Source organism: Hwangdonia lutea (genome assembly GCF_032814565.1).
Taxonomy (GTDB): Bacteria; Bacteroidota; Bacteroidia; order Flavobacteriales; family Flavobacteriaceae; genus Hwangdonia; species Hwangdonia lutea.
In genome coordinates, this window is sequence record NZ_CP136521.1 from 2,466,779 (window position 1) to 2,484,176 (window position 17,398).

Consider the following 17,398-nt stretch of genomic DNA (forward strand, 5'->3'; position numbering starts at 1 on the left):
ACCCTTTTGTGAGCGTTTTGTAATAAGCTTATTTTTATGCAGTAGCGTCGGTTTCCTTTTTGTTTCTAATGATGGAATAGGAGGCCAATAGCATAATAATGGCGAAAAAAACATGATGCACATTTCTTAGGATTTGTATTGTATCTATTTAGTGCGGTAGTTTGTCTTTTAAAACACCGTAAATAAATGTGCCTAATAAAGCTGCAGCAATTACGATAAGCATGCTGTAAACACCCGTGCCTAATAAAATGTACATGGGGCCTGGGCACACACCAACTAGCGCCCAACCTAGGCCAAAAATGGTGCCGCCAATTATATACCTGATAAATCCGTTGTCTTTTTTAGGAACAAAAATAGACGCACCTTTAATGCTTTTGATATATCCTTTTTTTGAGATTTGCAAAAACAGAATACCTGATGCAATGGCAGTTCCTATGATGCCATACATGTGAAAGGATTGAAAGCGAAACATCTCGTAAATACGGTACCACGATACGGCTTCGGATTTAACTAACACAATTCCGAAGAAGATGCCAATCAATAAAAATTTTAAAAATTTCATAACTAAAAAATTAAAGGTAAAAGCAGGTTAGCCATAATTAATCCGCCAATAAAAAAGCCAATTACAGCAATTAGTGATGGTTTTTGTAAACTACTTAATCCGGTAATGGCATGACCAGAAGTACAGCCGCCAGCATAACGCGTACCAAAACCAACAAGTAATCCGCCAACAATTAGCAGTATTAAACTTTTTGTGTTTAAGGTGTCCAAGCTAAAAACTTCGTTGGGAACCAAAGTAGCTCCAGCATTTTGAAATCCCATATTTTGGAGTTCGGAAATGGTTTGGGGATTTAAATCGGTAACCGCATCGTTTGATAGGTAATGCGTGGCAATAAATCCGCCAATAACTGCACCTAACACGACAACTAAATTCCAAACTTGATCTTTCCAATTAAACCTAAAAAAATCTGAAAATTTACCTGCGCCACCAATTGTACACAAGGTTTTTAGGTTTGACGACATACCAAATGTCTTTCCAAAATAAAGTAATAATGCCATAACTATGGCAATTAACGGGCCCGAAATATACCAAGGCCATGGGTTTAAAATGTATTCCATAATATGAATTAAAAAGGCAAAGATAATTTTATTTATAGCTTTACCTTGTAATATACCTGAGTTAATCTATTATAATTTTTGTTAATTATGCCTTTGTGGCGCTATGCCATGCGTCAGCAGCTTTATTAAAACTGACCAGAATTAAATTCAGCTTTAATCGAATATAGAACATAACGCTATAATGAGCCCTTTGGTTCCGACTCTAAAAAGCGATAAAGTTACACGACGCTGCCCAACTTAGCGCGGTTTAAAAGTTAAAGCCTCGTTAAATCTGTTAAACCATATATAAATGTATGGGTATTCGGATTTACATTTTGTAAATTTATATAAAAAGTAAATATGCGTATTTTAATAACAGGAGCAACGGGATTAATAGGGCAGGAGATTGTTAAACTTTGTCATAATAAAAATATTGCCGTCAACTATTTGACAACCAGTAAATCTAAAATAGAAAACACTGAAAACTATAAAGGATTTTATTGGAATCCTAAAGCACAAGATATAGACACACATTGTTTTGATGGAGTTGATGCCATTATCCATTTAGCTGGGGCAACCGTATCAAAACGATGGACAACAGCATACAAAAAAGAAATTATTTCGAGCAGAATTGAAAGCACGCAACTATTAATAAACGCTTTAAAAGGCGAAACACATAGTATAAAGCAAGTAGTTTCGGCTAGCGCAGTTGGTATTTATCCGGATTCACTGATTAATTATTACGATGAGTCTTTTAAAGATTTTGATGATTCATTTTTAAGCCATGTTGTGCAACAATGGGAACATGCCGTTGATGGATTTTCGAAAGTGAATATTAATGTTTCAAAAGTTAGAATTGGCTTGGTGTTATCAAACAAAGGAGGAGCTTTACAAGAAATAATAAAACCCATGAAATTTGGTTTGGGTGCCGCTTTTGGCAGTGGAAAGCAATGGCAATCGTGGATACATATTAATGATTTGGCCCGCATATTTTTATATGTTACCGAACAAAAACTAGAAGGTGTATACAATGGCGTGGCGCCTAACCCTGTTTCCAATTCAGAGTTAACAAAAACCATGGCTAAAGTATTGGACAAGCCTTTGTTTTTACCAAATGTTCCTAAGTTTTTCATGAAGCTTATTTTAGGTGAAATGCATACGTTATTATTTGATAGTCAACGTGTAAGCTCAAAAAAAATAGAGGCTAAAGGGTTTCAGTTTACAGCCTACCATTTACAACCGGCCTTGGAGGATTTGTTGGGTTGAAGACAGAGATAGTTGGATTTAATACGATGATAAAGTTCTGTTTGAAAACTAAAATTACCTCATCCTGATTTCGGTCAAAAATCAAGACAACCCAAATATTTTATTCTCAATGTTTATTTTATGGCCTATATTATTGTAGCTGTTTTAAGCCTTCGTAAACCAAAATACTTACGGCGTTTGCTAAATTAAGGCTTCTTACGTGTTGGCTGTATAATGGTATTTTATAAAGTCTGTCGGCATATGCTTCGGTAACAGATTTTGGCAACCCGACAGATTCTTTCCCAAAGATTAAAAACAGATTGTCTTTAAAAGGTATATCCCAATGGTTTCGGGTACCATGGCTCGATAAAAACACCATGTTTTCATCTTTATTTAATTCGAAGAACTGTTCAATATTGTCGTAATACGTAACCGATAAATGTTGCCAATAATCCAAACCAGCACGTTTCAATCGAGTATCGTCAATCTTAAAACCAAAGGGTTTAACCAAGTGTAGTTTTGAGCCCGACGCCAGCGCTAAACGACCAATGTTTCCGGTGTTGTTTGGTATTTCGGGTTCTATTAAAACAATGTTTAATGGCATTAATTTAAAATTGAATCTACAAATTTGTTAATGGTTTTTACACCTTCGTTGGTTACATGCTTTACAAAAGCACTTCCAATTATGGCGCCTTTGGCGTATTGTGTGGCTTGCGTAAAAGTGTCGTTATTGCTTATTCCAAAACCTATAATTTGCGGGTTTTTTAAATTCATATCCGCAATACGCTTAAAGTATTGTGTTTGCACCTTGCCAAACCCCGATTGCGCACCCGTGGTACTCGCACTACTTACCATATAAATAAATCCGTTTGAAATGGAATCGATATATTTTATACGGTCGTCGCTGGTTTGTGGTGTAATTAAAAACACATTGATGAGTCCGTATTTTTCAAATACAGCCTGATATTTTTCATGGTACACGTCAACAGGTAAATCGGGGATTATTAAACCATCAATTCCAATGTCCTGACACTTTTTACAAAACGCTTCAACCCCATATTGAAATATAGGATTAAAATAACCCATAATAATCAACGGGATATTTACGGTTTTTCTAATGTCTTGCAATTGTTCAAAAAGCACCTTGGTTGTCATGCCGTTTTTTAAAGCCTGCGTAGAACTGGCTTGAATGGTGGGACCATCGGCCAATGGGTCGCTAAAGGGCAACCCGATTTCTATCATGTCCACACCGTTTTTTTCTAAATCTTGAATAATTGTAGCGGTATCGTTTATGTTCGGATAACCTGCTGTAAAGTATATGGATAGTAACTTTTTGTTTTCCTGTAACTTGGTTCGAATACGATTCATTTTTGTTTTTTTATTTTGGGCGTTACCACAAGGGTCGGGCTTTCACTACTCGCTCCCTTCTGCGTCGGGGAGCTCAAACATGCCGTTCAATCCCTAACGCATTAGTAACATTTTTACTTTATTTTTTTCGTCATCCTGAACTTGATTCAAGATCTCATAATATTTTTCTCTGTTCATTTTGCCTTGATGCAAAACGAACCAAAAAATCATATCAATCTGAGGAAATTCCTGCGGAACATTCGCTCTCGGAATTTCGTGCTTAAAGCTTCGCTGTGCATCTTCATTCCTTCGCTCATTATTTCTGCAGATTGATAATTCCGACTGCGTCGGAACTTGGGGCTTTACTTTTTGTTATTTTTTTTTCTAATCTCAAGTTTATAGTTTTCTTGATTCTTAATTTTAAATTAGTACTGGTTTTGCGTTAGGGATTGCAGCGGCATCCTTTTGCTTTTTTGCAAAAGATATAGCGGAAAGCCCGACCCTTGTGGTAACGCCCAAAACTTAAATCTTAAAATAATCAATATAATTCTCTAAATCCTTATCGCCACGACCCGACAAACTCACCACAACAACATCGTTTGATTTAAAGGTTTTCTGTTCGAAAATAGCTAAGGCGTGCGAACTTTCTATGGCCGGAATAATACCTTCCAATTTGCATAGTTCCAAACCAGCTTTCATAGCGTCATCATCGGTAATGGCCATAAATTCGGCGCGTCCCGTTTTACATAAATGCGCGTGCAAGGGGCCAACACCCGGATAGTCCAATCCTGCCGAAATGGAATACGGCTCGGTAATTTGCCCGTCGTTGGTTTGCATCAACAGCGTTTTGCAACCATGAATGATGCCTTCTTTCCCCAACACCGAAGTGGCTGCACTTTCGCCAGAATCTACACCTAAACCTGCAGCTTCAACGGCGATAATATTTACATCTTTGTCGTGTAAATAGTGGTAATACGTGCCGGCCGCATTGCTGCCACCGCCTATACAGGCCACCACATAATCGGGATTTTCCCTACCTTCGTGTTCTTTGAGCTGCCATTTAATTTCTTCCGAAATTACCGCTTGAAAACGCGTAACCATATCCGGATATGGGTGCGGACCGATAGCCGAACCAATAATATAATGGGTGTTTACCGGATTGTTTATCCAATCGCGAATAGCTTCATTGGTGGCATCTTTTAGGGTGCGACTTCCGGATAATGCGGGTACCACTTTGGAACCCAACATTTTCATTCTGGCAACGTTTGGGGCTTGACGTGCAATATCAATTTCGCCCATGTAAACAATGCATTCCAATCCCATTAAAGCACAAACGGTAGCGGTTGCAACCCCGTGTTGTCCAGCTCCGGTTTCGGCAATAATTCTGGTTTTGCCCAAACGTTTTGCCATAAGTATTTGGCCTATGGTATTGTTTATTTTGTGAGCGCCTGTGTGGTTTAAATCCTCGCGTTTTAAATATACTGTGGTGTTGTATTTTTCAGAAAGGCGTTTTGCAAAATACAATGGCGATGGGCGACCGACATAGTCTTTAAGAAGTTGATTGAATTCTTTTTTAAAATCAGGTTCGGCCATAACTTTAAGGTAGTTTTGGCGCAACTCTTCTACGTTTGGATAAAGCATTTCTGGTATAAATGCGCCTCCAAATTCGCCGTAATAGCCTTTTTCGTTTACGTTGTAATTCATTTATTTTTTGCTTTTATTTATGTTCATTTTGCCTTGATGCAAAACGAACCAAAAAATCATATCAATCTGAGGAAATTCCTGCGGAACATTCGCTCTCGGAATTTCGTGCTTAAAGCTTTGCTTTGCATCTACATTCCTTCGCTCATTATTTCTGCAGATTGGTGATTCCGACTGTGTCGGAACTAAGGGCTTGACTTTTTGTTAAACTTATTTTTTATTTCTGATTTCCTTTTGGTTTTCTAAAATCTAAATTTATTTTCTATTTATAAATTTTCTTAATTCCTTAATATCTTTCAATCCGGGTTCTATTTCAAATTTACTGTTTACGTCTATGGCGTAACAATATTTTGAAGCTTTACTTTGTACAAATTTTTTAAGGTCTGCAATTTGATTTAATCCAATGCCACCACTTAAAAAGAAGGGTTTTGTTGATGGGTAATCATTTAAAACGTTCCAATCAAAAGTGTAGCCATTGCCACCGGGTAACTTGCCTTTGGTGTCAAACAAAAAGTAATCGCAAACAGCCTCGTAAGGTTTTAAAATATCGAAATTGAACTCGTCCTTGATTGAGAATACTTTGATTATTTCGATACTTTCGTCATTGTGAGACTTTTTTTCCAATTCGACCCCATCTGTTTCTTTTGATGAGATTACTTCGTCGTTTCTCTCCTCGTAATGACGTTTTAACGCGTTACAATATTCCGGTGATTCGTTACCATGTAATTGAATGGCCTGTAAATGGTGTGTCTTTATTTTTTCTAAAACAAAATCTAATTCTTCATCAACAAAAACACCTGTTTTTTTTATGGATTGAGGTAATTCCGGAACCTGGTTTTTATTGAAGTTTCTTGCAGATTTTTCATAAAAAATAAACCCAAGATAGTCAGGTTGCAATGCCGCAACTTGTGTGATATTATCTTGATATTTCATACCGCAGACCTTCAGTTTCATCTTCTCGATACTATTTTTTCGTTCCTCAAAAATCACTCGAAGTGACGTTATTTGTTCAATTCAGCTATAAATTCTTTGGCACTTTTACCAGGGTTATTCGTTTTCATAAAATTCTCACCTATTAAAAAACCTTGATAGCCATAGGGTTTTAATTCTTTGATAGCTTCAATGCTGCTAATGCCGCTTTCTGATATTTTTACAAAATCGTTTGGAATGAGTTTGCTTAATGTTTTGCTTGTTTCTAAACTCACATCGAAGGTTTTTAAATTCCTGTTGTTAACGCCTAACATATCTAAACTAGGCATGAGGGATTTGTGCAATTCTTCTTCGTTATGAACTTCTAAAAGGACATCCAAATTTAGACGTTTTGCCAATTCTGAAAATTGCTTAATTTCATCTTTTGTTAAAATAGCAGCGATTAAAAGAATGGCATCTGCACCAAAAGCTTTAGCTTCGAGGATTTGGTATTCGTCGATAATAAATTCTTTACGCAGCAAAGGCAAATCGCAGTTTTCGCGAGCGATAATCAAATCGTCTAAAAATCCTCCAAAATAGACTTCATCGGTTAAAACCGACATTCCGCAAGCGCCGGCGTGCTCGTAACCCATAGCCACATCTTCAATGTTAACCGTATTGTTAATGACTGATTTTGACGGCGATTTTCTTTTAAATTCTGCAATAATCCCCGTTTGACTTGATCTTAATTTATCTGATAACGAAATTGTTTTTCTATCAAAATAAGGTGTTCTTTCAAATATCTGAATAGGAATTAATTCTTTTTTTAAATCAACTTCTTTGCGTTTGTCGATTACTATTTTATCTAGAATGTTCATTTACTTAATGCAATTAATGTGTCTAAACTATGCTTTGCTTTCCCTGAAAGAAGCGACTCTTTGGCTAACTCAAATCCTTCTTTATGGCTTATTTGTTTTGTGGTGGCAATGGCTAAACCGGCATTGGCACAAACAACGTTGTTCTGTGGTTCGGTGCCTTTTCCGCTAATGACGTTCACAAATATTTTAGCGGCATCATCAACGGTATTGCCTCCAAAAATCGATTCTTGTTTTATTTGCGAAACGCCCAAATCTTCAGGTGTAAATAAGGTTTCGGAATGATTTGAAATCACTTTGGTTTTTCCGGTTAATGATATTTCATCATAACCATCTAAGGCATGCACAATGCTGTAATTTTTATCGGTTTGCTGATATAAGTAACCGTACAAACGTTGCAATTCCAAATTAAAAACACCAACCATTTGGTTTTTTGGAAACGATGGATTTACCATAGGGCCTAACATATTGAAAAATGTTTTTACGCCCAATTCCCTGCGGATAGGTGCTACGTTTTTCATGGCGGGATGAAACAATGGTGCGTGCAAAACGCAGATGCCTGCCTTATCGATTGTTCGTTTTAAAAAATCTTCGTCATTTGAAAATTTAATGCCTAAATGCTCCATAACGTTTGAAGATCCGCAAGCGGAAGACACACCGTAATTACCGTGTTTTGCAACTTTAATACCGGCACCGGCAGATACAAATGAGGAAAGTGTGGATATGTTGAAGGTGTCTTTTCCGTCGCCACCCGTTCCGCATAAGTCTACAACATTAAAATCTTTTAAATCGATGGAAATACATAATTCCAATAGCGCATCTCTGAAGCCTTGAAGCTCTTCGAGTGTGATGCTCCGCATCATAAAAACGGTTAGAAATGATGCGATTTGACTTTGGTTGTACATACCGTTTGATATGTTTACCAAAACTTGTTTGGCTTCTTCGCTGGAGATGTTTTCGTGATTTATTAATCGGTTTAATAGTTGTTTCATAGCTTAAGAATTAATCCAATTTTTAAGAATTTGTTTTCCGTTTGGAGTCAATACCGATTCTGGGTGATATTGCACACCTTTAACATCATATTCTCTGTGTCGTAACGACATCACTTGTCCGTTTTCATCAAAGGAGGTAGCCTCTAAACTATCAGGTAAATTTGGGTTAACTACCCAGGAATGATATCGACCAACTTCTATATTTTTATCAATGCCATCAAACAAAGGTTCGTCATCCACAGTAATTTTTACTTGGGTTGCAACACCGTGATAAACATCATTTAAGTTAATAATGGAACCACCAAAAACTTCTCCAATGGCTTGTTGCCCTAAACACACTCCTAAAATGCTTTTTGTAGGTGCGTATTTTTTAATAATGGCTTTTAGTAAACCGGCTTCGTCTGGAATGCCCGGACCTGGTGATAAAACAATTTTGCTAAAAGGTTCAACATCTTCTAATGTTAATTTATCGTTTCTTACTACGGTAACATCGCAGTTTAAATCTTCTAAATAATGAACCAAATTGTATGTAAAACTGTCGTAATTATCTATAACTAATACTTTCATAAATATTTATTTTTTATTTCCACGTAGGTGGAAATCTTTTGTTTACTTGTTCATTTTGTCTTGATACAAAACGAACCAAAAAATCATATCAATCTGAGGAAATTCCTGCGGAACATTCGTTCTCGGAATTTCGTGCTTAAAGCTTCGCTTTGCATCTTCATTCCTTCACTCATTATTTCTGCAGATTGATGATTCCGACTGAGTCGGAACTTGGGTGTTGATTTTCTGCAATATTCATTTTATAAACCAAATTCGTTTTTCAACTTTCTGAATTCTAAACTTGTTATATGTCTTCAGCTAATTCAATAGCTTTTGTTAAAGCGCCTAACTTATTATACACTTCCTGCAGTTCGTTTTCCGGGTTGGATTTTGATACTAATCCGGCGCCTGCCTGCCAATGTAATTTATGGTTTTTGCTCAAAAAAGTACGAATCATGATAGCATGATTGAAGTTGCCTTCAAAATCCATAAAACCAATGGCGCCACCGTAGAAAGCACGACTTGTTTTTTCGTACTGCTCGATAAGTTGCATGGCCCGATGTTTTGGAGCGCCACTTAAAGTGCCCGCGGGAAACGTGTCGGCCACCACTTGCATGGTTGAAGTTTCTTTGTGCTTTTGCCCCGTAACTTTGCTTACTAAATGGATAACGTGCGAGAAGAATTGAACCTCTCTGTACGTGTCAACAGTAACATGGCTTCCGTTTCGGCTTAAATCGTTTCGTGCCAAATCCACCAACATAACGTGTTCGGCATTTTCTTTATCGTCCACCGCTAATTGTTTGGCCAATTCGGCATCTTTTAAATCATTTCCGGTGCGTTTAAAAGTTCCGGCAATGGGGTGGATTTCGGCTTTTCCGTCGCTTACAATAAGTTGTGCTTCGGGCGAGCTGCCAAAAATCTTAAAGTTCCCGTAATCGAAATAAAACAAATAGGGCGATGGGTTTATGCTGCGTAAAGCCCGATACACATTAAACTCGTCGCCTTTAAATTCTTGCTGGAAGTTTTTTGATAAAACCAACTGAAACACATCGCCACGGGCACAGTGTTTTTTAGCTAACTCGACATGGGTTTTATATTCATCGTCTGTTAAATTTGATGAGATTTTTCCGTTGGATTTAAAATTATAAGACGCAAAGTTTTTGGCTTTTATTAAATGAAGAACAGCATCAATATTACTTTCAGTATTAAAACAATGTGCAAAAATGTAAGCTTCGTTTTTAAAGTGATTTATGGCGATTATGTTTTGATAAACCGCATAATAAACATCGGGAATTGTAATGGAATTTTCTTTTTTTGAAATCTCGACATCTTCAAAATACCGAACGGCATCATAAGCGATATAACCAAAAATACCATTATTTATAAACTTGAAGCTTTCATCCGAATCTACCTTAAATTGTTTTGTGAATTGATGGATTTCTTCGGATACATTTGTGGTTTCATCAATATTTTTTGAAACCGAACTACCGTCGGGAAAGGTTTGCGAAATTGTTTCGTCTTCAACTTTAATCGACGCTATGGGGTTAAAGCAGATGTACGAAAAACTGTTGTCGTTAGCATGGTAATCGCTACTTTCCAACAGAATACTGTTGGGGTGTTTGTCTCTAATTTTAAGATAGATGCTTACAGGTGTAATGGTGTCTGCAAGAATTTTTTTGTAATGTGTTGTTAAACTAAACATTCTTTTTTTGTCATTTCCATGTAGATGGAAATCTATTTTTAATTGTTAAACATAAATGTTAAATCTTTCCACTCAGGATTTAAATCGTTAATTAGATTTATTTTCCATGCTCTATTCCATTTTTTTAGTTGCTTCTCTCTCTTAATGGCAGTATTAGGGAAATTGAATTTTTCATAATATACAAGCATATTAAGACTATATCTGCTGGAGTAGCCCTTCATTGTTTTGTTTTTATGCTGATACATTCTATATTTTAAATTATTGGTCATACCAATATAAATTATCCCATTCATCTTGTTAGAAATAATATACACATAGTAATATTGTTTTTTCCCTTCCATTTATATTTTCCGCCTTCGCGGAAATGACTTAATGAATTAAAAAAAAAGGCTTGTCGTGAATGACAAGCCTTTTTGATATTTTAAGTTTTAAATATACTAGGTTTTTACTTCACGAACGTAAGTTTGAAAAGCTCCACCACCAAGTATGATTTAAAATAGTATTCATATTTTTGTTTTATCCCCGATAGCTGTCGGGAGGTCAAATATAGAAATGAAAATAATATTACACAAAACTTTGCTCGATTTTTTATATAAATGTTTGTTAAACTGTAATATTTGCAACAAACTATTATTTAATTTTATGCTTATGAAATTTAAAGTGCTAATTTTTGCGATACTAATAACGTTTAGTTGCGCCAATAAAAATAAGAAAACCCAAGTTGCTATTAATACCGCTATAAATAAAGTGGCAAGTAGCACTAATGATAAAGACATAAATTTAGAAGTGTATGACTTTGAAGGTTTTAAAAAATTTTTGAATAAAAAAGACCATAAAGTTTATGTGATAAACTTTTGGGCAACTTGGTGTGCGCCCTGTATAAAAGAGTTGCCTTATTTTGAAAAACTAAACACAGAATACGGTGATAAAAATGTTGAGGTTATTTTGGTGAGTTTGGATTTTCCGCATTTGTACGAAAAAAAACTAAAACCGTTTATAAAGAAAAAGCAGCTAAAATCTAAAGTGATTGCTTTGGATGATGCCGATATGAATTCATGGATTCCAAAGGTAGATAAAAGTTGGTCTGGGTCAATTCCGGCAACCCTTATTTACAAAAATGACGAACGTAAGTTTTTCGAGAAACCCTTTAATTATGAAGAGTTGGAAGCCGAAGTTGGTAAGTTTTTAAAATAAAAAAAGATGAAAAAGACAATCAAATTAATTTCGGTATTGGTAATTGTTCTTAGTTTAAGTGCTTTTACAATAGCTAAATCAAATAATGATGATGGGTATAAAATTGGCGATGCTGCCGAAGATTTTTCACTTAAAAATATTGATGAGGAAATGCTGTCCTTGGCAGATTACAAAGACGCCAAAGGCTTCATTGTTATATTTACCTGCAACACATGCCCATACGCGGTAATGTACGAAGACCGAATTACCGCCTTAAACAATAAATACGCCAGCAAAGGTTACCCGGTAATTGCCATTATGCCCAACAACACTAGCGTGCAACCAGGTGATAGTTTTGAAGCCATGAAACAACGCGCAAAAGAAAAAGGCTTCACGTTTCCGTACTTAATTGACGCGCAACAAACGGTTTACCCAAAGTTTGGAGCCACCAAAACGCCACATGTATTTATTTTGCAAAAAAGTGATGGTTTAAACATCGTTGAATACATTGGAGCCATCGATGATAATTACAAAGATGCCTCGGCAGTTAAAACCAAATATGTTGAAGATGCTGTTGATGCTTTATTAAATGGTGAAGACATATTGCATACCGAAACCAAGGCTATTGGCTGCTCAATTAAAGCTTAAACGAACAATTAAGATGTCCGCGAAAGCGAAAAAAATATAAAAATCCGAGGTGTTGTACTTCGGATTTTTTTTCAATCATTATTAAATCAGATGTATTAAATTTGCAGAAATTAAATTATATAAAATGGAACATTTAAGTCAAGACGAGTGGGTATCGCAATTAGAGAACGATGATAACGCCGTTATTATTGATGTAAGAACAGATGATGAGGTAGCCGATGGTGTTATAAAAAACGCCATTCATATCGATATTTATAAAGGGCAGGAATTTGTAGATGAGATTGAAGCACTCGACAAAAATAAAAACTATTATGTGTATTGCAGATCTGGAAACAGAAGCGGACAAGCTTGCAGCATTATGGGGCAATTGGGTTTTGAGAACGCCTACAATCTTGAAGGTGGTATTTTAGAGTGGGAAGGCGATCTTGTAGATTTAGATTAAAACCATTACAATGAAAAAAGCAGTTTTAGCCATCGTATTTCTACTTTTAGGAATTACGTTTGTTGGGTGTAATAAATCAGAAAAAAGCGAAGCTAAAGTGGTTTCGCCACAAGAGGTGCAAGCCCTTATACAATTAAATAACGTACAGTTAATTGATGTTAGAACACCAAAAGAATTTAAAGAAGGTCATATTAAGGATGCTCAAAATATAGATTTTTTGTCATCTACTTTTACAGAAGACATAAAAACATTAGACAAAGAAAAACCAATTATTGTTTACTGCCGTTCCGGAAGAAGAAGTGCCAATAGCACCAAAAAATTACAAGAAGCCGGTTTTACCGAAATATACGACTTGGAAGGCGGCATACTGAAATGGGAACAGGAAGGTTTTGATGTAACCAAATCACTCTAATATTACATACCTAACATAATAAAACCTTTGGTGCCATTAATGCATTTCAAAGGTTTTTTATGTTTAATAATTCGTTCAACTTCTTTTTGCGTACTTCACCTTTTTTATTTTTTGGCACCGCAGCTTTTTAGTATTTTTACCTGTAATAAACTGAGTATAGCAATTTTAAACTCCCTAAGAGAAAACGTTATGGAAAATGGTTTCGTAATATTATCAATAGTAGCATTATTGTTTTTAAGTATTTATGGATATACTTATGGCTCTATTGCTTTAGCAAAAATTAAACAAAAGAAAGCTAAAAAAAAAGAATTGATGCTTGAAGAAATAAGGCTTGAAGAAAGAAAAAGAAAACAAGACCTAAGAGATGAAAAACTAAGAAAGCAAAACAAAAGACGCGAAGAAATTAAGCACGAGCTGAAATTGCTTGAAGAAATGAAACGTAATAATGATAGGCTGAATACCATGCGTGTTGAAACAATGAAAGAGAAAAAAGTAAGCTAAAAATTAAATGATATAGTTGAAAAATGCGATGTTTAAAATTTAAACATCGCGTTTTTTTTGACTTTAATTTTAAAATTCTAAAACTCAAAGTAGCTATTTTTCCTTTTTTTGAATTTTTGAGGTATTGGTAAAATTTTCAATAATTATTTTAGGATTGTTGTATAAATAAAGTGCACTAGATCCCGATAGTGAAACCGTTATATTATCGATTACTTCAAGGGTAGCTTGACTTGACGTTTCAGAGGTAAGACTACAGTTTGAAACCGTAAAGTTTTTGCCATTAAACTGCGAATTATTATCCGTTCTCAACAACAAATTATCACAGTCGCCTTCAATAGTGGCATGGGTGCGTTGGTATAAATCGGCTTTTAAAACAGGCGATTGTATTAAAGCCTCCAACTTACTATAGCCATTTAAAATTATTTGGGTGCTATCGGCAGTTAAATTTAGTTTTACCTTAGATTTGTCCAGGCTTTCCAAATTAAAACTGTTGGAATGTAAAGTTAATCCAGCTCTAGAATTCCCAATGGTTTTAAGGCTGGCATTTTGTAATTCCATGGTGGCCAATGATAGTATTTCGCCATGTTCCCGAGTCTCAATATGTCTTAAGAAACCATCATAATTCACCTTGATATACAATCGTTTTTTAGAGGTGATTCTTTTGGTTTTCTTAAAAGTAAGTACACTATCGCGTACATTAAATACAATAAATTCATGTAGGTTTTCATCTGTTTCAACTACAACCGATGGTTCTTTGTTAAAAATAATATCAATTTTAAAATCCGCATCAACAATAATGGTGTGGAATGAATTTATAGGCGTTCGTAAAATGGTCACATTTCTGTTGCCTTTCACTTTCTCTGTATTTTGGGCTTGAGTGGCATAGCATATAATACATGTAAAAAGGAATGAGAGCAGTGTTTTGTTCATGTTATTTACGGATTAATTATTAAATGGCTTTTATTATCAATTTGACACAGCTTAATGCATATGGTCACTAACAAAGATATTGCAAAACCCATCTAAAACATGAAAAGCTGTTTTGTTAAAACCTAAAATCTTCGTGTCGGTATTGAAAAAACGACTACATATATCTGAAGCTATTAAAGAAAATACAGTAAATATCATAATTGTATAAGGTTAATTAAATGTATGATAAAAATCATCTTTTAACAGGCTTTTATGGTAGAACTTTGCAGTAAATACTAAAAACAGAAATTATGCGACTTTTAAATTTAACGAGAATTATAACATTATTTATACTTACGGCTTTTTCAACCGAAAATAGTTTTGGACAAGAATTTAAACTGGATAACAATCAATCTGCTGTAACCGTATACGGCACTTCAAGTTTACATGATTGGGACATAAAAGCCGAATCTCACACAGGGCACATCTCATTTAAAGATATAAACACTGGCCAAATCGATAAATTAAAAGTCGAGATTTTGGCAGAATCTTTAAAGAGTGGAAAAAGAGCCATGGATAAAAACACCTATAAGGCCTTAAACACAAAGGAGTTTAAAAAAATAACGTTTAACGCAACTAGCGCCAAGGTTTTAAGCCAAATATCAGAAGGTAAATATAAAGCGGAAGTTGTAGGTAATTTGACAATTTCCGGAAAAACCAACAAGGTTTCCTTGAAATTTGATATTGAAATAGGTAACGACAACATAGAGCTAAACGGAGAAAAAAGTATAAAAATGACAGACTTTAATATAGATCCTCCAAAAGCATTACTCGGAACCATTACAACAGGAGACGATATTACCATAAAATTTAAATCGATTTTTAAAAAATAGTAAAGCAATAAAATAATAACAAAAATTAAGAAGTATGAAAACAATTTTTCGAAACACATTAGTTATAGCATTAGTGTTAGCAGGATTTAGCATAAGTGCTCAAAAAAGAAACCTAGATAATTTTAGGCAACCCGATAAAAACGGAATAAATGTATTTGAAGCACCAAAAGACTCCATAACAACCTTTGATGGGGTAAAAGTAAGAATAGGTGGTTCTTCAACGCTTCAATATCAGGATATAAGTCACGAAAACTCAGGAGCTGTTCCTTTAAAGGAAATAGGAGGCAACTTTAACTTAGCTACCGCCAATTTAGATTTAGACGTTGTGTTATATGATGGTGTTAGAATGCATTTGCGCACCTACCTATCATCACGCCATCACCCAGAACCTTATGTAAAAGGTGGGTATTTCCAAATAGATAAGCTAGATTTTATTAGCGAAGGCTTTTTAAGTGGTTTTATGAAGCATGCAACCATTAAAGTAGGACACATGGAGAACAACTACGGTGATGCCCATTTTAGAAGAAGTGATAACGCCCAAGCCATTTACAACCCGTTTGTGGGCAACCTAATTATGGATGCGTTTACAACCGAGGTTGGTGCCGAATTGTACTACCAATGCGATAGTGGATTTTTAGGAATGGTTGGTTTTACCAATGGTAAATTAAACCAGGCTGTTGATAATCCAGGTACTGGTGGCGCATCTTTCTTAGCTAAATTAGGCTACGATAAGCAGTTTAATGATGATTTTAGATTCAGATTTACAGGGTCGTTATATAACACAGGAGCTGTAAGAACATCTTACTTGTACAGTGCGGATAGAGCAGGTTCAAGATACTATTTAGTGTTAGAAGATGAAGATGCCTCAACAAAAGGTAATTTTAGATCTGGACGTTACAACCCGAATTTAAGAAATAAAATTACAGCTATTATGTTTAACCCGTTCTTGAAGTACCAAGGTTTGGAGTTTTTCGGAACCATTGAAACCGCTAAAGGAAAAGCAGATTCTGAAACAGAAGAAAGAACAGCAAAACAGTTTGCCGGCGAACTTATTTATAGATTTGGTTCTACTGAAAACTTTTATTTAGGTACACGTTATAATAAAGTAGACGCCGAGGAAGCCAATGGAGATGATGTTGAAATATCAAGATTTCAGCTAGGTGCGGGTTGGTTTATGACCAATAATATTTTATTAAAACTTGAATATGTTTCTCAAAAACACGACGGATACAATACTGCTAGTATTTTTGATGAAGGAAAGTTTAACGGATTTATGGCAGAGGCTGTTATTAGTTTCTAAGTAGTTTCTTTAAAGATTATATCAAGTCTCGGTGTTTAAGTTTTAATTTAATTCTTTAAATTTATAACTACCAACATTGAGACTTGTTTGTTAAAAGCCTATAAGATGAAAAGGATTTTATTATTTTTTCCAATGCTAATCGTTTTGGGGTTTACCTATATTGAAACCGTAAAAGAAACGGCGGTACATATAACTCCCGAAAGCAGTCTGATTATAAAGGGAAAAACTAATGTAAATAAATTTGATTGCGAATTTGATGTACAGAATTTAGAAAGCTCAATTCCCGTTTTATTTGAAATTGAAGACCGCAAAATGGTCTTTAAGGAAACCCAACTTGTTTTGAGTAATTCGTGTTTCGATTGTGGTAATAAAGCTATGAATAAAGACTTTTATAACTTGTTAAACTCCGATGAGCACCCCAACATCATTCTCAAATTAAAAAAAATAGAAGGCCATCTTTCAAAAAACAATGTAGTAAATGCCCATATAGATATTGACATTGCGGGCGTTGTGAATTCGTATAATTTACCCTTAAAGTTTGAGGGCGAAGAAACAATGAACGTATCCGGGGTTTTAAATGTGAATATATGTGATTTTAATTTAGAACCTCCTAAAAAAGCATTGGGACTTATTGTTGTTGATGACTGGATACAAATTCAATTTCAACTTAAAATCCGAGAATATTAAACGATTAACTTAACACCA

At 35.2% G+C, this 17,398-nt stretch carries 21 protein-coding genes; 9 read left to right on the top strand and 12 right to left on the bottom strand.

The genetic code is table 11. The features are described 5' to 3' along the window. Positions 1 to 148 precede the first annotated feature (148 nt). Both RNZ46_RS10730 and RNZ46_RS10735 read right to left on the bottom strand, forming a co-directional pair. Positions 149 to 562, bottom strand: a complete 414-nt coding sequence (locus tag RNZ46_RS10730) for a DUF6691 family protein (protein ID WP_316982199.1) — start codon at positions 560 to 562, stop codon at positions 149 to 151. Positions 563 to 564: 2 nt separating this feature from the next. Next, the gene (locus RNZ46_RS10735) at positions 565 to 1,119 is read right to left on the bottom strand and encodes a YeeE/YedE family protein (protein WP_316982200.1); all 555 of its coding nucleotides are present in this window, start codon (positions 1,117 to 1,119) and stop codon (positions 565 to 567) included. A gap of 339 nt (positions 1,120 to 1,458) precedes the next feature. Here RNZ46_RS10735 and RNZ46_RS10740 point away from each other — a divergent pair, with 339 nt between their 5' ends. Then, complete coding sequence (locus tag RNZ46_RS10740) at positions 1,459 to 2,364, top strand: TIGR01777 family oxidoreductase (RefSeq protein WP_316982201.1); 906 nt, start codon at positions 1,459 to 1,461, stop codon at positions 2,362 to 2,364. Positions 2,365 to 2,494: 130 nt separating this feature from the next. On the opposite strand, the gene RNZ46_RS10745 is transcribed toward RNZ46_RS10740, so the two are convergent. The 9 genes from RNZ46_RS10745 to RNZ46_RS10785 all read right to left on the bottom strand — a co-directional run bounded on the left by RNZ46_RS10745 (position 2,495) and on the right by RNZ46_RS10785 (position 10,756). Further along, a complete protein-coding gene (locus RNZ46_RS10745) occupies positions 2,495 to 2,947 on the bottom strand; it encodes a tRNA (cytidine(34)-2'-O)-methyltransferase (RefSeq protein WP_316982202.1) in 453 nt (150 codons plus the stop codon). Continuing rightward, positions 2,947 to 3,711 carry a tryptophan synthase subunit alpha gene (gene trpA / locus RNZ46_RS10750; RefSeq protein WP_316982203.1) on the bottom strand — a complete coding sequence of 255 codons (765 nt, stop codon included), beginning with the start codon at positions 3,709 to 3,711 and terminating at the stop codon, positions 2,947 to 2,949. Before trpA ends, RNZ46_RS10745 begins: the two co-directional genes overlap by 1 nt. A 501-nt stretch (positions 3,712 to 4,212) precedes the next feature. Continuing rightward, positions 4,213 to 5,394, bottom strand: coding sequence for a tryptophan synthase subunit beta (trpB, locus tag RNZ46_RS10755; RefSeq protein WP_316982204.1), 1,182 nt, complete (start codon positions 5,392 to 5,394; stop codon positions 4,213 to 4,215). A 252-nt stretch (positions 5,395 to 5,646) separates the two neighbouring features. Next, positions 5,647 to 6,345 carry a phosphoribosylanthranilate isomerase gene (locus RNZ46_RS10760; RefSeq protein WP_491546685.1) on the bottom strand — a complete coding sequence of 233 codons (699 nt, stop codon included), beginning with the start codon at positions 6,343 to 6,345 and terminating at the stop codon, positions 5,647 to 5,649. Between the two features lie 47 nt (positions 6,346 to 6,392). Then, the gene (trpC, locus tag RNZ46_RS10765) at positions 6,393 to 7,178 is read right to left on the bottom strand and encodes an indole-3-glycerol phosphate synthase TrpC (RefSeq protein WP_316982206.1); all 786 of its coding nucleotides are present in this window, start codon (positions 7,176 to 7,178) and stop codon (positions 6,393 to 6,395) included. After that, entirely contained in the window at positions 7,175 to 8,167 is a 993-nt protein-coding gene (gene trpD, locus RNZ46_RS10770) for an anthranilate phosphoribosyltransferase (protein WP_316982207.1), read from the bottom strand. Before trpD ends, trpC begins: the two co-directional genes overlap by 4 nt. 3 nt (positions 8,168 to 8,170) lie before the next feature. Continuing rightward, the gene (locus tag RNZ46_RS10775) at positions 8,171 to 8,734 is read right to left on the bottom strand and encodes an anthranilate synthase component II (protein ID WP_316982208.1); all 564 of its coding nucleotides are present in this window, start codon (positions 8,732 to 8,734) and stop codon (positions 8,171 to 8,173) included. A gap of 283 nt (positions 8,735 to 9,017) precedes the next feature. Beyond that, positions 9,018 to 10,415, bottom strand: a complete 1,398-nt coding sequence (locus RNZ46_RS10780; RefSeq protein ID WP_316982209.1) for an anthranilate synthase component I family protein — start codon at positions 10,413 to 10,415, stop codon at positions 9,018 to 9,020. 38 nt (positions 10,416 to 10,453) lie between these two features. After that, complete coding sequence (locus tag RNZ46_RS10785; protein ID WP_316982210.1) at positions 10,454 to 10,756, bottom strand: GIY-YIG nuclease family protein; 303 nt, start codon at positions 10,754 to 10,756, stop codon at positions 10,454 to 10,456. Between the two features lie 307 nt (positions 10,757 to 11,063). Here RNZ46_RS10785 and RNZ46_RS10790 point away from each other — a divergent pair, with 307 nt between their 5' ends. The 5 genes from RNZ46_RS10790 (at position 11,064) to RNZ46_RS10810 (ending at position 13,591) form a co-directional block, all read left to right on the top strand. Next, positions 11,064 to 11,609 carry a TlpA family protein disulfide reductase gene (locus RNZ46_RS10790; protein ID WP_316982211.1) on the top strand — a complete coding sequence of 182 codons (546 nt, stop codon included), beginning with the start codon at positions 11,064 to 11,066 and terminating at the stop codon, positions 11,607 to 11,609. 6 nt (positions 11,610 to 11,615) lie between these two features. Further along, entirely contained in the window at positions 11,616 to 12,236 is a 621-nt protein-coding gene (locus tag RNZ46_RS10795) for a thioredoxin family protein (RefSeq protein WP_316982212.1), read from the top strand. 124 nt (positions 12,237 to 12,360) lie between these two features. Next, the gene (locus RNZ46_RS10800) at positions 12,361 to 12,678 is read left to right on the top strand and encodes a rhodanese-like domain-containing protein (protein WP_316982213.1); all 318 of its coding nucleotides are present in this window, start codon (positions 12,361 to 12,363) and stop codon (positions 12,676 to 12,678) included. A 10-nt stretch (positions 12,679 to 12,688) separates the two neighbouring features. Continuing rightward, entirely contained in the window at positions 12,689 to 13,090 is a 402-nt protein-coding gene (locus RNZ46_RS10805) for a rhodanese-like domain-containing protein (RefSeq protein WP_316982214.1), read from the top strand. Between the two features lie 39 nt (positions 13,091 to 13,129). Next, positions 13,130 to 13,591 (top strand): hypothetical protein, encoded by a 462-nt coding sequence (locus tag RNZ46_RS10810; protein WP_316982215.1) that lies wholly within the window; start codon positions 13,130 to 13,132, stop codon positions 13,589 to 13,591. A gap of 93 nt (positions 13,592 to 13,684) precedes the next feature. Here RNZ46_RS10810 and RNZ46_RS10815 read toward each other — a convergent pair whose 3' ends face one another. Beyond that, on the bottom strand, positions 13,685 to 14,521 hold the full coding sequence (locus tag RNZ46_RS10815) for a GIN domain-containing protein (protein ID WP_316982216.1): 837 nt from the start codon (positions 14,519 to 14,521) through the stop codon (positions 13,685 to 13,687). A 290-nt stretch (positions 14,522 to 14,811) separates the two neighbouring features. Between RNZ46_RS10815 and RNZ46_RS10820 the strand changes: the two genes are divergently transcribed. From RNZ46_RS10820 to RNZ46_RS10830, 3 genes are all read left to right on the top strand, one after another. Continuing rightward, a complete protein-coding gene (locus RNZ46_RS10820; RefSeq protein ID WP_316982217.1) occupies positions 14,812 to 15,393 on the top strand; it encodes a YceI family protein in 582 nt (193 codons plus the stop codon). Between the two features lie 34 nt (positions 15,394 to 15,427). After that, positions 15,428 to 16,693: a TonB-dependent receptor gene (locus tag RNZ46_RS10825; RefSeq protein ID WP_316982218.1), complete on the top strand. Its 1,266-nt coding sequence runs from the start codon at positions 15,428 to 15,430 to the stop codon at positions 16,691 to 16,693. A gap of 105 nt (positions 16,694 to 16,798) precedes the next feature. Beyond that, positions 16,799 to 17,380 (top strand): YceI family protein, encoded by a 582-nt coding sequence (locus tag RNZ46_RS10830; protein ID WP_316982219.1) that lies wholly within the window; start codon positions 16,799 to 16,801, stop codon positions 17,378 to 17,380. Positions 17,381 to 17,398 lie beyond the last annotated feature (18 nt).

Coding starts and splice junctions, on each gene's coding strand:
- RNZ46_RS10820 (WP_316982217.1), top strand. CDS start 14,812: ATGCGACTTTTAAATTTAACGAGAATTATAACATTATTTATACTTACG.
- RNZ46_RS10790 (WP_316982211.1), top strand. CDS start 11,064: ATGAAATTTAAAGTGCTAATTTTTGCGATACTAATAACGTTTAGTTGC.
- RNZ46_RS10730 (WP_316982199.1), bottom strand. CDS start 562: ATGAAATTTTTAAAATTTTTATTGATTGGCATCTTCTTCGGAATTGTG.
- RNZ46_RS10830 (WP_316982219.1), top strand. CDS start 16,799: ATGAAAAGGATTTTATTATTTTTTCCAATGCTAATCGTTTTGGGGTTT.
- trpB (WP_316982204.1), bottom strand. CDS start 5,394: ATGAATTACAACGTAAACGAAAAAGGCTATTACGGCGAATTTGGAGGC.
- RNZ46_RS10815 (WP_316982216.1), bottom strand. CDS start 14,521: ATGAACAAAACACTGCTCTCATTCCTTTTTACATGTATTATATGCTAT.
- RNZ46_RS10805 (WP_316982214.1), top strand. CDS start 12,689: ATGAAAAAAGCAGTTTTAGCCATCGTATTTCTACTTTTAGGAATTACG.
- trpC (WP_316982206.1), bottom strand. CDS start 7,178: ATGAACATTCTAGATAAAATAGTAATCGACAAACGCAAAGAAGTTGAT.
- RNZ46_RS10760 (WP_491546685.1), bottom strand. CDS start 6,345: ATGAAACTGAAGGTCTGCGGTATGAAATATCAAGATAATATCACACAA.
- RNZ46_RS10810 (WP_316982215.1), top strand. CDS start 13,130: ATGCATTTCAAAGGTTTTTTATGTTTAATAATTCGTTCAACTTCTTTT.
- RNZ46_RS10795 (WP_316982212.1), top strand. CDS start 11,616: ATGAAAAAGACAATCAAATTAATTTCGGTATTGGTAATTGTTCTTAGT.
- RNZ46_RS10775 (WP_316982208.1), bottom strand. CDS start 8,734: ATGAAAGTATTAGTTATAGATAATTACGACAGTTTTACATACAATTTG.
- RNZ46_RS10800 (WP_316982213.1), top strand. CDS start 12,361: ATGGAACATTTAAGTCAAGACGAGTGGGTATCGCAATTAGAGAACGAT.
- trpD (WP_316982207.1), bottom strand. CDS start 8,167: ATGAAACAACTATTAAACCGATTAATAAATCACGAAAACATCTCCAGC.
- RNZ46_RS10735 (WP_316982200.1), bottom strand. CDS start 1,119: ATGGAATACATTTTAAACCCATGGCCTTGGTATATTTCGGGCCCGTTA.
- RNZ46_RS10745 (WP_316982202.1), bottom strand. CDS start 2,947: ATGCCATTAAACATTGTTTTAATAGAACCCGAAATACCAAACAACACC.
- RNZ46_RS10780 (WP_316982209.1), bottom strand. CDS start 10,415: ATGTTTAGTTTAACAACACATTACAAAAAAATTCTTGCAGACACCATT.
- RNZ46_RS10825 (WP_316982218.1), top strand. CDS start 15,428: ATGAAAACAATTTTTCGAAACACATTAGTTATAGCATTAGTGTTAGCA.
- RNZ46_RS10785 (WP_316982210.1), bottom strand. CDS start 10,756: ATGGAAGGGAAAAAACAATATTACTATGTGTATATTATTTCTAACAAG.
- RNZ46_RS10740 (WP_316982201.1), top strand. CDS start 1,459: ATGCGTATTTTAATAACAGGAGCAACGGGATTAATAGGGCAGGAGATT.
- trpA (WP_316982203.1), bottom strand. CDS start 3,711: ATGAATCGTATTCGAACCAAGTTACAGGAAAACAAAAAGTTACTATCC.